General features: G+C 69.7%; 15 protein-coding genes. 6 read left to right on the forward strand and 9 right to left on the reverse strand.

The annotated features are described in order from the left end of the window. Nucleotides 1–44 precede the first annotated feature (44 nt). Nucleotides 45–1,265 (forward strand): globin domain-containing protein, encoded by a 1,221-nt coding sequence (locus tag ACWCQ1_RS08510; protein WP_451026102.1) that lies wholly within the window; start codon nt 45–47, stop codon nt 1,263–1,265. Here ACWCQ1_RS08510 and ACWCQ1_RS08515 read toward each other — a convergent pair. From ACWCQ1_RS08515 to ACWCQ1_RS08535, 5 genes are all read right to left on the reverse strand, one after another. Continuing rightward, nucleotides 1,208–1,690: an NUDIX domain-containing protein gene (locus ACWCQ1_RS08515; RefSeq protein ID WP_133048330.1), complete on the reverse strand. Its 483-nt coding sequence runs from the start codon at nt 1,688–1,690 to the stop codon at nt 1,208–1,210. The two genes, ACWCQ1_RS08510 and ACWCQ1_RS08515, sit on opposite strands and share 58 nt — an antisense overlap. Before the next feature lie 88 nt (nt 1,691–1,778). Next, the gene (locus ACWCQ1_RS08520; RefSeq protein WP_133048329.1) at nt 1,779–2,681 is read right to left on the reverse strand and encodes a LysR family transcriptional regulator; all 903 of its coding nucleotides are present in this window, start codon (nt 2,679–2,681) and stop codon (nt 1,779–1,781) included. Nucleotides 2,682–2,922: 241 nt separating this feature from the next. After that, the gene (locus tag ACWCQ1_RS08525) at nt 2,923–4,068 is read right to left on the reverse strand and encodes a cystathionine gamma-lyase (RefSeq protein ID WP_451026103.1); all 1,146 of its coding nucleotides are present in this window, start codon (nt 4,066–4,068) and stop codon (nt 2,923–2,925) included. Continuing rightward, nucleotides 4,065–4,556: a low molecular weight protein-tyrosine-phosphatase gene (locus ACWCQ1_RS08530; protein ID WP_451026104.1), complete on the reverse strand. Its 492-nt coding sequence runs from the start codon at nt 4,554–4,556 to the stop codon at nt 4,065–4,067. The genes ACWCQ1_RS08525 and ACWCQ1_RS08530 overlap by 4 nt, the downstream gene beginning before the upstream one ends. Before the next feature lie 7 nt (nt 4,557–4,563). Next, a complete protein-coding gene (locus ACWCQ1_RS08535; protein ID WP_133048326.1) occupies nt 4,564–4,941 on the reverse strand; it encodes a phage holin family protein in 378 nt (125 codons plus the stop codon). 59 nt (nt 4,942–5,000) lie between these two features. Between ACWCQ1_RS08535 and ACWCQ1_RS08540 the strand changes: the two genes are divergently transcribed. From ACWCQ1_RS08540 to ACWCQ1_RS08555, 4 genes are all read left to right on the forward strand, one after another. Beyond that, nucleotides 5,001–5,318, forward strand: a complete 318-nt coding sequence (locus ACWCQ1_RS08540) for a cupin domain-containing protein (RefSeq protein ID WP_133048325.1) — start codon at nt 5,001–5,003, stop codon at nt 5,316–5,318. A 181-nt stretch (nt 5,319–5,499) separates the two neighbouring features. Beyond that, the gene (locus ACWCQ1_RS08545; RefSeq protein ID WP_058924335.1) at nt 5,500–5,712 is read left to right on the forward strand and encodes a DUF5326 family protein; all 213 of its coding nucleotides are present in this window, start codon (nt 5,500–5,502) and stop codon (nt 5,710–5,712) included. Between the two features lie 461 nt (nt 5,713–6,173). Continuing rightward, a complete protein-coding gene (locus ACWCQ1_RS08550; RefSeq protein ID WP_451026151.1) occupies nt 6,174–6,908 on the forward strand; it encodes an IclR family transcriptional regulator in 735 nt (244 codons plus the stop codon). Nucleotides 6,909–7,006: 98 nt separating this feature from the next. Beyond that, entirely contained in the window at nt 7,007–7,444 is a 438-nt protein-coding gene (locus ACWCQ1_RS08555; protein WP_133048323.1) for an SsgA family sporulation/cell division regulator, read from the forward strand. Nucleotides 7,445–7,520: 76 nt separating this feature from the next. On the opposite strand, the gene ACWCQ1_RS08560 is transcribed toward ACWCQ1_RS08555, so the two are convergent. Beyond that, on the reverse strand, nt 7,521–9,020 hold the full coding sequence (locus ACWCQ1_RS08560) for a YibE/F family protein (RefSeq protein ID WP_451026105.1): 1,500 nt from the start codon (nt 9,018–9,020) through the stop codon (nt 7,521–7,523). Nucleotides 9,021–9,271: 251 nt separating this feature from the next. Between ACWCQ1_RS08560 and thiC the strand changes: the two genes are divergently transcribed. Then, the gene (gene thiC / locus ACWCQ1_RS08565) at nt 9,272–11,068 is read left to right on the forward strand and encodes a phosphomethylpyrimidine synthase ThiC (RefSeq protein WP_451026106.1); all 1,797 of its coding nucleotides are present in this window, start codon (nt 9,272–9,274) and stop codon (nt 11,066–11,068) included. 114 nt (nt 11,069–11,182) lie between these two features. Here thiC and ACWCQ1_RS08570 read toward each other — a convergent pair whose 3' ends face one another. From ACWCQ1_RS08570 to ACWCQ1_RS08580, 3 genes are all read right to left on the reverse strand, one after another. Beyond that, nucleotides 11,183–11,413, reverse strand: coding sequence for a S1 domain-containing protein (locus ACWCQ1_RS08570; protein WP_133048320.1), 231 nt, complete (start codon nt 11,411–11,413; stop codon nt 11,183–11,185). A gap of 34 nt (nt 11,414–11,447) precedes the next feature. Continuing rightward, nucleotides 11,448–12,386, reverse strand: a complete 939-nt coding sequence (locus tag ACWCQ1_RS08575; protein ID WP_451026107.1) for an NADP-dependent oxidoreductase — start codon at nt 12,384–12,386, stop codon at nt 11,448–11,450. A gap of 236 nt (nt 12,387–12,622) precedes the next feature. After that, entirely contained in the window at nt 12,623–13,492 is an 870-nt protein-coding gene (locus ACWCQ1_RS08580; protein ID WP_451026108.1) for a hypothetical protein, read from the reverse strand. Between the last annotated feature and the right edge of the window lie 114 nt (nt 13,493–13,606).

Below are 13,606 nucleotides of genomic sequence, written 5' to 3' on the forward strand. Positions count from 1 at the left end.
CGGGATGCTGTGGCGAGAGTGCAATTCTCGAGGCGAGGCACACCATGGACGCTCCGACCCCCGCGTCCGCCGACCATGGGCCTTTCGGCGGCGGGATCTCCGCCGCTCTGATCCGTCGGACGATGGCCGAGGTCACCCCCATTGCCGACAAGGTCACCTCGTACTTCTACGCGCTGCTCTTCGTTCGCCACCCCGAACTGCGCTCACTGTTCCCGGCGGCGATGGACACCCAGCGGGACCGGCTGCTCAGAGCCCTGCTCACCGCGGCCGAGCACATCGACGATGCCGAGGTCCTCATCCCCTACCTGCAGAACCTGGGCCGCGGTCACCGCAAGTACGGCACCCGCCCCGAGCACTACCCGGCCGTCGGGGAGTGCCTCATCGGCGCGCTGAGCAAGTACGCCTCCCACGTCTGGGACGCGGAGACGGAAACGGCATGGGTGCGGGCGTACACGACGATCTCGCAGGTCATGATCGACGCCTCGGCCGCGGACCAACTCGTCGCCCCCGCCTGGTGGAACGGCGAGATCGTCGCGCACGACCTCAGGACGCCGGACGTCGCCGTGGTCACCGTCCGCCCCGACCAGCCCTATCCCTTCGTCGCCGGCCAGTACGGGGGTGTGGAAACGCCGTGGTGGCCGCGGATCTGGCGGAACTACTCCTTCGCCTCGGCACCTCGCTCGGACGGCCTGCTGACCTTCCATGTGAAGGCCGTTCCCGCAGGCTGGGTCTCCAACGCCCTGGTGCACCGCGCCCGTCCCGGCGATGTCGTCCGGCTCGGGCCGCCGGCCGGTTCGATGACCGTCGACCACACCACCGACAACGGTCTGCTCTGCCTGGGCGGAGGGACCGGCATAGCACCCATCAAGGCACTCGTCGAGGACGTCGCCGAGCACGGCCACCGACGGCCGGTCGAGGTGTTCTACGGAGCCCGCACCGACCTGGACCTCTACGACATCGACACGATGCTCCGGCTCCAGCAGTCCCACCCCTGGCTCTCGGTCCGCGCGATCGTGGACCGACAGGCGCACTCCCACCTTCCGGACGCCGTACGTTCCTATGGTCCCTGGAACCGGTACGACGCGTATCTCTCCGGACCGCCCGGCATGATCCGCAGCGGTGTGGACGTCCTCAGGAGGCTCGGCGTCCCGTCGGAGCGGATACGGCACGACTCGGTGGAGGAACTCGTCGCCGTGGGACCCCGGTCTCAGCCCAGGTCCGGGGCGTGCATGGCCCGTACGCCCTCGATGTTGCCGTCGAGGTAGTGCCGCAGGGACAGCGGGACGAGATGGACGGAGGCGATCCCGACACGGGTGAACGGCACCCGGACGATCTCGTACTCTCCCGCGGGCTCATCCACCTCGGGGCCGTGCCGCTGGGATGTGTCCATGGACTCCAGGCGGCACACGAAGAAGTGCTGCACCTTCACGCCGGTCGCGCCACCGTCCTCGCCGATGTGCTCGACGGTGTCGACGAAGCAGGGCACCACGTCGGTGATCTTGGCGCCGAGTTCCTCGTGCACCTCGCGGTGCAGGGCGTCGACGACGGTCGTGTCCCCGGGTTCGACCCCGCCACCGGGAGTGACCCAGTAGGGATCGACACCGGGCTTGGTGCGCTTGATCAGAATCAGGTCGTCGCCGTCGAGGAGGACGGCACGGGCGGTGCGCTTGACCACGGGTCGGACGGTCATGGGGGGAATGTGGCCCGGATGGTTCCACGTGAAACATCGCAGCACGTCACTGGCCGAGCTCACCCCGTGACCACGGCAAAAGCCCTGGTCAGCACCAGTCGGAAGCCGCTTGGAGCAACCATTCGTGCGCCCGCGCGATATGCGGCATCGCCAGCGTGCCGGTGCGAACCACCAGGAAGTACGTCCGCAGGGGCGGCACCGCGGGTTCGTGCAGGGCGACGACGTCCCCACGCTTGAGGGCGGCCGTGCACAGATAGCGGGGCAGCACCGCGAGCCCGGCGCCCGCGACGGCACAGGCGAGGACCGCACGCAGGTCGGGGACGATGACCGTGCCCGGGGAGGCCGGACGGGAGTCGAAGACGGAGGCCCAGTAGCGGGAGACGAAGGGCAGGGACTCGTGCACCTCGATCACCGGGACGTCCTCCAGGGCGGGCACCGCCTTCCCGCGCGATCCGGGACCGATCTGTTCGGCCCGGGCCGGGGAGGCGACCAGGACGTGCTCCTCGTCGCAGAGCGGAGTCGCCGTGAGGAGCGCGCCGCGCGGACGGGCCGTACTGATGGCCAGATCGTGATGGCCCGCGGCGAGTCCTTCCAGGGTTTCCTCCGCGTTCCCGAAGGAGGCGCGCAGGGCGAACCCCTGGCCGTCCTCGCCGGTCAGCTCCGTGAGGGCGGGCAGGGCGCGCTCGGCGGTGAACTCGGGCGGACCGGCGAGATGCAGTGTCCGTAAGGAGGACTCGTCGTCGAGGCCGGTCTCGGTGATCTCCACCAGGGCGTCCAGATGCGGGGCGGCCTTGTGCGCGAGTTCGTCGCCGATGGTCGTCGGGGTCACTCCGCGGGCCTGGCGCAGGAACAGGGGGCGGCCCAGCTGCCGTTCCAGCGTGCGGATCTGCGAGGTGACGGCCGGCTGCGACAGGCCGAGCAGGGCGGCGGCGCGGGTGAAGGAACCGGCCCGGTGCACGGTCACGAAAGTGCGCAGCAAGGCCAGATCCATGGTTCGCCCTCCCCAGTTCCCTGCCCTTCTCCCGGCCCCAGGCAGGGCCTAACTATAAATAAGTCGATAGGTCTCTGTCGCTACTGTGATTGGACACTGACAGAGAGTCAACTAGCCTTGGTCGCGCGGTTCTTCGCGCGCGGAACCGAGGACGGTCCGAGCCACGAGGGGGGAGGCTCGGACCGTCCGTCACGACCGGCCGGACCGCGGCGGGGCACCCGTGAAGCGGGCTCCGACGTGGTCATTCGGACGACTCGTCCAGGGCGCGGAGCACATCCGCCACCAGGTCCTCGGGATCCTCGGCTCCGACCGAGAACCGGATGAAGCCCTCCGGCACCGGGTCCCCGCCCCAGCGTCCGCGCCGCTCGGCCGTGGACCGCACGCTGCCGAAGCTCGTCGCGTCGTCCACCAGCCGCAGCGCCTCGAGGAAACGCTCGGCACGCGCACGCGTGGGCAGCGTGAAGGACACGACGCTGCCGTAGCGGCGCATCTGCTGTGCGGCGACCTTGTGCGCGGGGTCGTCGGGCAGACCGGGATAGCGCAGCCCGGTCACCTCGGGTCGCTCCCGCAGGGCCTCGGCGACCGTCAGGGCCGTGGCGCACTGCCGGTCGACGCGCAACTGGAGCGTGGCGATCGAACGGTGTGCGAGCCAGGCCTCCATGGGGCCCGGGATCGCGCCGACGATCTTCCGCCAGCGCCGCACGGCCGCCATGGCCCCGGCGTCGCGCCCGACGACATAACCGAGCAGGACGTCCCCGTGCCCGGTCAGCTGCTTGGTGCCGCTGGCCACGGCGAAGTCGGCCCCGAGCTCCAGGGGCCGCTGACCCAGGGGCGTGGCGAGCGTGTTGTCCACGGCCACCAGCGCGCCCTGTGCGTGCGCCGCCTCGGTGAGGCGGCGGATGTCGCAGACGTCGAGTCCGGGGTTGGAGGGCGTCTCCAGCCACAGCAGCTTCGCTCCCTCGAGGACGTCGAGCTGGGCGTCCTGGCCGGTCGGCGCCGTGCGCACCTCGATGCCGTAGGCCTCCAGCTGGGCGCGGACCAGGGGCAGCACCTGGTAGCCGTCGTCGGGCAGGACGACGACATCGCCCGCGCCCGCCTGGGAGAACAGCACGGCCGCGGTGGCGGCCACGCCCGAGGCGAACGTCAGCGTCTGGACGTTTTCCTGCCCCGGCGCCTCCAGCTCGCCGATGGCACGCTCCAGCAGGCTCCAGGTGGGGTTCTCGTCGCGGCCGTAGGTGTACGGGCCGCTCACGTCGCCCGGGAGGTGGAAATGAGCGGCGAACACCGGTCCGGGCAGGGTCGGTTCGTTCTTGACCGGCTCGGGCAGTCCCGCCCGCACCGCGCGCGTGCCGTCACCGTCGCCCACGGACGTACCCGAATCGTTCATGCCGCTCGTCCCTCCACCTGCTCGCGCACCGCGGCGAGCAGACCCTCGCTCGCCGTCTCCACCATCTCAAGACACTCCTCGAAGCCGTCCAGGCCCCCGTAGTACGGGTCCGGCACGTCGAGGTCGGCGCCCGCCGCGGCGTCGTAGGAGCGCAGCAACCGGACCTTGGCCGCGTCCTCCGGGGTGGGCGCCAGGCGGCGCAGGGCCCTGAGGTGGCCGTTGTCGAGCGCGATGACGAGGTCGAGGCGGGAGAACCAGGACGGCTGGAACTGACGGGCCGTGTGGGCGCTGTCGTAGCCGGCCTCCTCCAGTACGGCGACGGTGCGCGGGTCGGCGCCGTCGCCCTCGTGCCAGCCGCCCGTGCCGGCGCTGTCGACCTCGACCAGGTCGCCGAGACCGGCCTCCCGCACGCGGGCGCGGAAGACCGACTCGGCCATCGGGGAACGGCAGATGTTGCCCGTGCAGACGAAGCAGACGCGATAGCTCATCGCTCGGTCAGTCCTCGTCGGGCAGGACGACGTGCAGCGCCCACGAGACGATCGAGATGATCAGCCCGCCCAGGACCGCGGTCCAGAACCCCTCGACGTGGAAGCTCAGGTGGAGCTTGCCGGCCAGCCATGAGGTGAGCAGCAGCATCAGGGCGTTGACGACGAGTATGAACAGGCCGAGCGTCAGGATGACGAACGGGAGGGAAAGCAGCTGCACAATGGGCTTGACCAGGAAGTTCACCAGGCCGAAGATCAGCGCGACGCCGATCAGGGTGCCGACCTTCTTGCCCGTGCTGTCACCGGTAAGAGTGATCTTGTCGAGCAGCCAGACGGCGACCGCCAGGGCACCCGCGTTGGCGATCGTCTTGACTACGAAATTCTTCATGTGTCTGATCGTGGCAGACGAGATCGACCATGAGCAGAGGGACGAGGGCGGCAAGAGAGATGAAGGCATTCCGACTGGACGAACTGGAGGCGGAGCGCGCCTCCAACGACGGCGCCTACCTGCAGTTTCTGCGGGAGCGGAACATGTCGGTCGGACTGTACGCGCTCAATGCCGGCGAACATGATCCACAGAAGCCGCACAACCAGGACGAGGTCTACTTCGTCGTGAGCGGCCGTGCCTCGATCACCGTCGGTCTGGAGACCACTCAGGTGGCGCGCGGCAGCGTGGTGTACGTGCCGGCCGGCGTCGCCCACAAGTTCCACCACATCAGCGAGGACCTGAGGGTGCTCGTGGTGTTCTCTCCGCCGGAGAGCTGAGCCGCGGCCTCGGGGTTCCCTAGGGGTTCGATCAGGGGAGGACAAGGGATGCGAGGCCCCCGCCGGGACCCCTGCCGGCCCTAGCATCGAGGGCAGGACAAGAGAAGGATCCGGCCTCGTAGGACCGGGTCGTCGACGGAACCCGGCAGCAGCGGCGGGCGGAGAGGACAGGACGAGAGCAATGGGAGAGATCTTTTCGGGACTGCCGTGGTGGGTGAAGTGGATCGCGGTGCCGGTCATCGCCCTGGTCGTGTTCGGCGGGCTGATCGCCAGCGTCGTCGGCTTCGTCATCGGACTGCTCTTCAAGGCGCTGGTCTTCGTGGCGCTGGTCGGTGGACTGATCTACGTCGTACGGAAGTTCACCTCGAGTTCCTCGTCGCGCAGCGACTGGTGAGAACCCCGGGGCACCGGTGAGGTAACAGGAATCACCGGTTCCCTCGGGCGGGGGAAGTTTCCCGGACGGGCCGTCCCTGTGCGGTGGGGGGCGATTAGAGTCCGGAATCCGACGCGGGCAAGACCCCGCGGGCGGCGCACACCCCCTCCCGTGTCTCCCCGCACGGGCTGCCCCTCTCGCGCTTCGGGAGTGACCCCTTGGCCACGGTAGACACCGCAGTCACAGCCCCTCACGCACCCCCCACCCCGCCCCGGACGGCCGTCTCCCCGCCGGGTCGCCTCAGGCCCCCCGAACAGCCGGGCCCCTCCGCGCAGAAGCGCGCGACGGCCGCCCCGGCGTCGACGGTGTCAGTGTCGACGGCCGCCTCGCGGCCACGGTCCCGGACGCCGGAGCGGGTGCCGTCCCCGCCGGGGAGGTGCCTACCGCCGTCCCCCACCACGCCACCCCAGCAGTCGACCCTGATCGGGTCCGTCCAGCGTGCGATGCGCCTGCTGGAATGCGTCGCCGGTCACGAGCACGGAGCCCCCGCCAAACAACTCGCCCGCGAGACCGGCCTGGCGTTGCCCACGGCGTACCACCTGCTGCGCACGCTGGTGCACGAGGGCTATCTGCGCCGGGAGAAGGGGTTGTTCTTCCTCGGCGACGCGGCCGAGCGGCTGGGAAGCAGCGGAGCGCAGGAGAAACGTCGCAGCACCATGGTCGACGCGCTCGCCAGCTGGCGGGACGCGATCGGCGTGCCGGTGTACTACGCGGTGTACCGGGACGGCGAGATCGAGGTCATGTGCGTCTCCGACACCCCGGGCAATCCGGCGGTCGAGGAGTGGGCCGACTTCCGTGAGACCGGGCACGCGCACGCGATCGGACAGTGCCTGCTGTCCCAGCTGGACGAGGAGGCGCGTCGCGATCATCTCGACCGCTATCCCGTGCAGGCCATCACGCCGTACACGGTGCGTGACAGTCACACCCTGTTGCGGCGGCTCGAACGGACAGGTCGGATGGAGCCGGTCACCGAGCGGCAGGAGTACGCGCTGGGGACGGTGTGCGCGGCGGTCCCGATCACCATCGGTACGACAGCGGCGACGATGGCCATCTCCCTGCCCGCCCATCAGGCCGACCGTCTGCAGGCGGCGGCGCGGCAACTGCAGGACGAGATCGGGCGCCTGCTGGGGTCACTGGCGCTCTCTATCAGTATCTGAAAACTCACTCCTTGTGATCTGTCACTCACTTTCAGCAAGATGCCTGCAGTGTCAGGGGATCATTCCCAGCCATTCGGCTTCATATGACGGGGTAGGCGATGCGCGAGTCCGTACAGGCAGAGGTCATGATGAGCTTCCTCGTCTCCGAGGAGCTCTCCTTCCGTATCCCGGTCGAGCTGGGGTACGAGACGTGTGATCCCTATGCCGTTCGGCTGACCTTCCATCTGCCGGGCGATGCCCCGGTGACCTGGGCGTTCGGCAGGGAGTTGCTGATCGACGGGGTGGGCAGGCCGTGCGGTGAGGGTGATGTGCGGGTGTCGCCCGCCGAGGTGGACTCGCTGAGCGAGGTGCTGATCCGGCTTCAGGTGGGCGGTGACCAGGCGCTGTTCCGTTCGTCGACGGCGCCGCTCATCGCATTCCTGGACCGCACCGACAAACTGGTGCCGCTCGGCCAGGAGGGCGCGCTCGCCGAGTTCGACGCCCACCTGGACGAGGCGCTGGACCGCATCCTGGCGGAGGAGCAAAGCGCCGGGTGAGGCCTGCGCGGGGGGCGGCCGGAACGGAACGCAGTAACGCTTCTTCCGCTGACGTGTGCACCCGTGGGCCTCGTCCTCAGTGCTTGCGTCGTCGGCCCTTCCCCGTGCGGGCCGCAGGCGGTGCGATGCCGGCCGCTGCCGTGCTGGGTGCCGTCTCCCGTGACGGTCGGTCGGCCGAGACCACCAGCGCGGCCAGCAACGTCGTGACCGGGACCGAGGCGACCAGCCCGATCGATCCCACCAGCGTGCGCACGATCTCCTCCGCCACCAGCTCGCTGTTGGCCACCGTGCCCACACTGCTCTGCGCGATGGAGAAGAGCAGCAGCAGGGGCAGCGCGGCACCGGCGTAGGCGAGGACCAGGGTGTTGACGACGGACGCGATGTGGTCGCGGCCGATGCGGATGCCGGCGCGGTACAGCCCGCGCCACCCCGTGGAGGGGTTGGCCTCGTGCAGTTCCCAGACCGCCGAGGTCTGAGTGACCGTCACGTCGTCGAGGACACCGAGCGAGCCGATGATGACGCCCGCGAGCAGCAGACCGCTCATGTCGATCGAGGGATACAGGCCGTGGATCAGGCCGGTGTTGTCGTCGGTGTTCCCGGTGAGCGCGGCCCAGCCGATGAACTGCGAGCCGAGGAAACCGATCAGCACCAGCGAGATCAGCGTGCCGAGCACCGCAACGGACGTACGGGCCGACAGCCCGTGGCACGCGTAGAGGGCGATCAGCATGATCGCGCTCGACCCGATCACCGCCACGAGCAGCGGATTCGAGCCCTGCAGGATCGCGGGCAGGATGAAGAAGTTCAGGATCAGGAAACTGATGGCCAGCGCGACCAGCGCCATGACGCCCCGCAGCCGTCCGACGATCACGACGGCGAGCGCGAAGATGCCGGCCAGCAGGGCCATCGGGAACCGTCGGTTCACGTCGGCCACGGAGTACTGCAGGTCCTTGGGTGCCGAGGGCTCGTAGGCGGCCACCACCTTCTCGCCCTGGTGCAGTTGTCGCGACTGGTCGGGCTGCACGATCTCGGTGAACGTACGGCCCTTGTCGTTGCCGGTGTCGACCCGGATCGTCGCCTTCTTGCAGGTGCCCTTCTCCTGCTGCTGGGCGGAGGAACCCCCGGTGGCGGAGGTGTCGCCGAGCGAGCTCCCGCCGGAGGCGTTCACCGACTTGCAGCTCACGGAGACGACCTTGGTGACCGTCGCCTGCTGGGTCTGCCGGTCGAAGCCCACTCCGGTTCGCTGGTGCGACGGGGCGCCGCCCGGCCACAGCACCACGAGCCCGACGACCACGGCGGCGGCGAACGGGATGAGGATGGCCGCGATGACCTTGCGCAGATGCTGCGAGACGGGGGCAGCCGGACCATGGCTGTGACTGTGGCCGTGCCCGCTGTGGCCGCCCGCATCGTTCCCGTGCCCACCATGGGCGCCCGTATCGTGCCCATGTCCCTGCCCGTCGGGGCCTCCGGGTCCGTGACCGCGTTCGTGGCCGTCGGCCCCATGGGTGCCGCCGTATCCCGGGCCGTGCCCAGGGGGCGGCTCCGGGGGCGGATACGAGGGCTGGTGTGTCGTGGTCACCGGCAGATCATCCCAACAACGGCAGAGGCGCACTGTTGACCGCGCCACATATGGCGCTAGCGTGTAGGCACCTTTGCACACGCGGGAGCTCGGAGCACCGGGCTGAGAGGGCGCTGACCTCCGTCCCAGCGATGTTTCACGTGGAACATCACCCAAAGAGTGATGTTCCACACGAAACGTCGGCAGACGGAAACCGCTGCGTCGACCGCCGAACCTGTTACCGGGTAATGCCGGCGTAGGGAGTAGGTCTCATGACCAACAAGGACGCACGCACGCCTGCCTCCGCGCAGTTCGACGGGGAGAACGGGAAGTCCATCGGCTGGCACAAGGCGTACATCGAGGGTTCGCGCCCCGATCTGCGGGTGCCGGTCCGTCAGGTGCACCTCACCAACGGGCAGTCGGTCACGCTGTACGACACCTCGGGGCCGTACACCGATCCGCTCACCGTCACGGATGTCCGCAGGGGGCTCGCCCCGCTGCGCGAGAACTGGATCGTCGGCCGCGGCGACACCGAGGAGTACGCGGGCCGGCCCGTCCGTCCGGAGGACGACGGGCTCAAGCACACATCGCCCCGCGGCGGTCTGCGCAACCTCGACGCCGTCTTCCCGGGACGGCCGCGCCAGCCGCGGCGCAGCCGCGACGGCAAGGCGGTCACGCAGCTTGCGTATGCGCGCCGCGGCGAGATCACGCCCGAGATGGAGTTCGTGGCCCTCCGGGAGAACGTCTCACCGGAGGTCGTCCGCGAGGAGATCGCGGAGGGCCGGGCGGTTCTCCCCGCGAACGTCAACCACCCGGAGATCGAGCCGATGATCATCGGCAAGCGGTTCCTGGTGAAGGTCAACGCGAACATCGGCAACTCCGCGGTCACCTCCTCCATCGAGGAGGAGGTCGAGAAGATGACCTGGGCGACCCGCTGGGGCGCCGACACGGTCATGGACCTGTCCACCGGCCGCAACATCCACACCACCCGTGAGTGGGTGCTGCGCAACTCCCCCGTCCCCATCGGCACGGTGCCGCTCTACCAGGCGCTGGAGAAGGTCGACGGCCGGGCCGAGGAGCTGACCTGGGAGATCTACAAGGACACGGTCATCGAACAAGCCGAGCAGGGCGTGGACTACATGACCGTCCACGCGGGCGTGCGCCTCCCGTTCGTCCCGCTCACCGCCAACCGCAAGACCGGCATCGTCTCGCGCGGCGGCTCGATCATGGCGGCGTGGTGCCTGGCGCACCACAAGGAGTCGTTCCTGTACGAGAACTTCGAAGAACTCTGCGAGATCCTCGCCGCGTACGACGTCACGTACTCGCTCGGGGACGGTCTGCGTCCCGGTTCGATCGCGGACGCCAACGACGAGGCGCAGTTCGCGGAGTTGCGCACGCTCGGGGAACTCAACCGGATCGCGAAGCGTTTCAACGTACAGACCATGATCGAGGGCCCGGGGCATGTCCCGATGCACAAGATCAAGGAGAACATCGACCTTCAGCAGGAGATCTGCGATGAAGCTCCGTTCTATACGCTCGGCCCGCTGACGACGGACGTCGCGCCGGCGTACGACCACATCACCTCCGGTATCGGTGCCGCGATGATCGCCTGGTGGGGCACGGCGATGCTCTGCTACGTCACTCCCAAGGAGCACTTGGGGCTGCCCAACCGGGACGACGTCAAGACCGGTGTCATCACCTACAAGATCGCCGCCCACGCGGCCGACCTCGCCAAGGGGCACCCCGGGGCGCAGGAGTGGGACGACGCGCTGTCCGACGCCCGCTTCGAGTTCCGATGGGAGGACCAGTTCAACCTCGCCCTGGACCCGGACACGGCCCGCGAGTTCCATGACGAGACCCTCCCCGCGGAGCCGGCCAAGACGGCCCACTTCTGCTCGATGTGCGGGCCGAAGTTCTGCTCCATGAAGATCAGCCACACCATCACCGAGCGCTTCGGCGGTGAGGCGGTCGACGGGGCGTCGCAGGAGGAGATCGCGGAGGGGATGCTGCAGAAGTCCAAGGAGTTCGCGGCGAGCGGCAACAGGGTGTACCTGCCGATCGCCGACTGACGAACGCCGGAAGCGCCGTCCCGCCACCGACCCGGGACGGCGCTTCCTCCGCCGTGACCCGGCGTCCGTCAGTCCGCGGAATCGGCGTCTGCCAGTTCGCGCAATCGGCGTCTGTCAGTCCGCGGACTCGGTGTCCGTGAGCACCACGCGGACGGCTCGGTAGTGCCAGCCGTCCTGCTCGCCGACCTCCCACTCCAGGGCGACGACCTGGCCGACGGACAGAGAACGGAACTCCGCCATCTCGATCGCCGAGAAGTGCGCCCAGCAACCGCCGGGCGTCTGTGGGGAGTCGAGGATCCCCCAGCCCTCTTCGTCATGCCACACACGCACGCTTGCATCGATCATCCGCGGACTCCAAGGAACGCTCTGCTGGGGGCCGTCAGGGCACCAGGACGATCTTGCCAGTCGTCTGCCTGGTCTCGATCGCGCGGTGGGCCGCCGCCGCTTCGGACAGCGGGTAGGTGTCCTGGACCATCACCCGCAGCCGGCCGGTCTCGATGCGCTCGGTGATGTGATCCAGCAGCGCCCCCGTGGGCTCGGCCGTGACCCAGACATAACGCAGCCCCCGGTCGGCGGCCTGGCGCTGGTCGGTTCCCGGATCGATCGACGCACCGATGAGCAGGCCGCCCGGCCGTAACACGTCTAGGGAGTGTGGACCGTAGGAACCGCCCACCAGGTCGAGGACCACGTCCACGGGCGCCACGGCGGTCCGGAAGTCGGTGGTGGTGTAGTCGACCAGTTCGTCGGCGCCCAGTCGGCGCAGCAGGTCGTGACGGGCGGCTCGTGCGGTGCCGATGACGTGCGCCCCCAACTCCTTGGCCAGTTGCACCGCGACATGCCCGACGCCGCCGGCCGCCGCGTGGATCAGCACCCGGTCGCCCGGCTGGACCCCCGCCAGCACGGCCAGTGCCTGCCATGCGGTCACAGCCACCAGCGGCACGGCACCCGCGTGCACCAGATCGAGGTTCCTCGGCGCGAGGGCCAGCGCCTCGGCCGGGGCGACGGTGAACTCGGCGTACGCTCCGTGCCGGCCGACCGCCAGCATGCCGTACACCGCGTCGCCGGGCGCGAACCGCGTCATGCCCTCACCGACCCGCTCGATGACCCCGGCAACGTCGTTGCCCGGCGTCCACGGCAGGGTGACCAGCTCCGGCACCCGGCCGGACCGCAGCACCGCGTCTCCCGGGTTGACCCCGGCACCGGCGACGCGGAGCAGCACCTCACCCGCCCCCGGTTCGGGCACGTCGGTCTCCGTGTACACGAGCGCCTCGGGGCCGCCGAACGCGGACTGGACGACGGCATGCATGCGGGCGGACATCAGGTCTCCTCGTCAGGTGGGCGTGGTGCGCCCATGCTCGGCCCGCTCGATGCCCCGGCGGAATAAGGCGCTTGTGCGATGTCGAGGCCGTTCAGGCCGCACGCGCGCGATGCGATGAACGCGCCGCCCGTGACGTCGCGACCGCGACTCGTCGCCCGTAAGACCGCTGGCTGCGACCGACTGTCCGGCTTGCGCTCCTACGAGGGGCCTTGGCGGTGGGAGGCGCAAGCCGGTGGTCACTCCGGCTGGTGTTCCGGGCCTCCGAAGTCCGGGCTGGTGTAGTCCGGGCTGGTGAAGCTCGGGCGGTGACCGCGTGCCGGGCCGTCGTCCGGGCTGGTGAAGCCCGGGCGGTCGTACCCCAGATGCGGGATGCGGCTGGTCGGCGCCTGCGGGGCGGGATCGTGCAGGGCTGCCGCGGTGCCCGGGTCGGCCAGTGCGTCGCGCAGGAACGGCAGGATCCCGCGCTCCAGCAGCGCTTCACGCCAGGCCTCCCTGGCCCGGGTCACCTCCTCGTTCAGTTCGCCGTACGGTCCCGCCTCCAGCGAGGGGCTGTTGCGCAGGGCCGTCAGGAGAAGCCCGACGGCGGCGACGAGGATCGCGGCCGCGGTCAGGGCGCCGAACACCCAACCCGCCGTCAGGAGGGTTTTGCCGAACGTCTGTTCGGGGGCGACGGACCTGATGATGTAGCCGACGAGCAGGAATATCGCCGCGGCCGTTCCGGCGAGGACGGGGGTGAGGACGGCGGCGACGGCGACGGCGCCCGCGCCGGCCGGCTCGGCGGCCTCGCCGAGGGTGGTGGCGAGCCCCATCGCGCCCGCGCCCGGCTCCGCGGAGCCGGATTCACGGGAGGGTGACGGGGTGGACGACGCCGGCTGGCGCAGTTCCTCGCGGACCTTCACGTAGTGCTGGTACTCGGTCGCGGCGGCCACCGTGATGAGGGCGGTGGCGTTCAGCGCCATGGTGCGCAGCTGTTCGGGATTCAGCCGCTGTCCCACAGCGGCCAGTTCCGGGCGGTGTGGGGCGGAGCGCAGCGCCTCGTCGAGGACCCGCTCGTACTCCTGGCGGTCCTCACTCAGCAGGTGCTGCGGAACGCTGTTCATGTGCATCCCCCGATGCTCCGTAGGGCTTGGGGCTCGCATGCCAACGAGCCGTCGGGCAGAAACGGAGGGGAGCCTGCTACGGATAAGCCGATGGTAGAGCGGGGACGGCACGCGGTGACA

The organism is Streptomyces sp. NPDC002144, assembly GCF_053593695.1.

Excerpts from the sequence above, each read along its gene's own strand:
- ACWCQ1_RS08510 (WP_451026102.1), top strand. The coding sequence starts at position 45 with ATGGACGCTCCGACCCCCGCGTCCGCCGACCATGGGCCTTTCGGCGGC.
- ACWCQ1_RS08515 (WP_133048330.1), bottom strand. The coding sequence starts at position 1,690 with ATGACCGTCCGACCCGTGGTCAAGCGCACCGCCCGTGCCGTCCTCCTC.
- ACWCQ1_RS08520 (WP_133048329.1), bottom strand. The coding sequence starts at position 2,681 with ATGGATCTGGCCTTGCTGCGCACTTTCGTGACCGTGCACCGGGCCGGT.
- ACWCQ1_RS08525 (WP_451026103.1), bottom strand. The coding sequence starts at position 4,068 with ATGAACGATTCGGGTACGTCCGTGGGCGACGGTGACGGCACGCGCGCG.
- ACWCQ1_RS08530 (WP_451026104.1), bottom strand. The coding sequence starts at position 4,556 with ATGAGCTATCGCGTCTGCTTCGTCTGCACGGGCAACATCTGCCGTTCC.
- ACWCQ1_RS08535 (WP_133048326.1), bottom strand. The coding sequence starts at position 4,941 with ATGAAGAATTTCGTAGTCAAGACGATCGCCAACGCGGGTGCCCTGGCG.
- ACWCQ1_RS08540 (WP_133048325.1), top strand. The coding sequence starts at position 5,001 with ATGAAGGCATTCCGACTGGACGAACTGGAGGCGGAGCGCGCCTCCAAC.
- ACWCQ1_RS08545 (WP_058924335.1), top strand. The coding sequence starts at position 5,500 with ATGGGAGAGATCTTTTCGGGACTGCCGTGGTGGGTGAAGTGGATCGCG.
- ACWCQ1_RS08555 (WP_133048323.1), top strand. The coding sequence starts at position 7,007 with ATGCGCGAGTCCGTACAGGCAGAGGTCATGATGAGCTTCCTCGTCTCC.
- thiC (WP_451026106.1), top strand. The coding sequence starts at position 9,272 with ATGACCAACAAGGACGCACGCACGCCTGCCTCCGCGCAGTTCGACGGG.
- ACWCQ1_RS08570 (WP_133048320.1), bottom strand. The coding sequence starts at position 11,413 with ATGATCGATGCAAGCGTGCGTGTGTGGCATGACGAAGAGGGCTGGGGG.
- ACWCQ1_RS08575 (WP_451026107.1), bottom strand. The coding sequence starts at position 12,386 with ATGTCCGCCCGCATGCATGCCGTCGTCCAGTCCGCGTTCGGCGGCCCC.
- ACWCQ1_RS08580 (WP_451026108.1), bottom strand. The coding sequence starts at position 13,492 with ATGCACATGAACAGCGTTCCGCAGCACCTGCTGAGTGAGGACCGCCAG.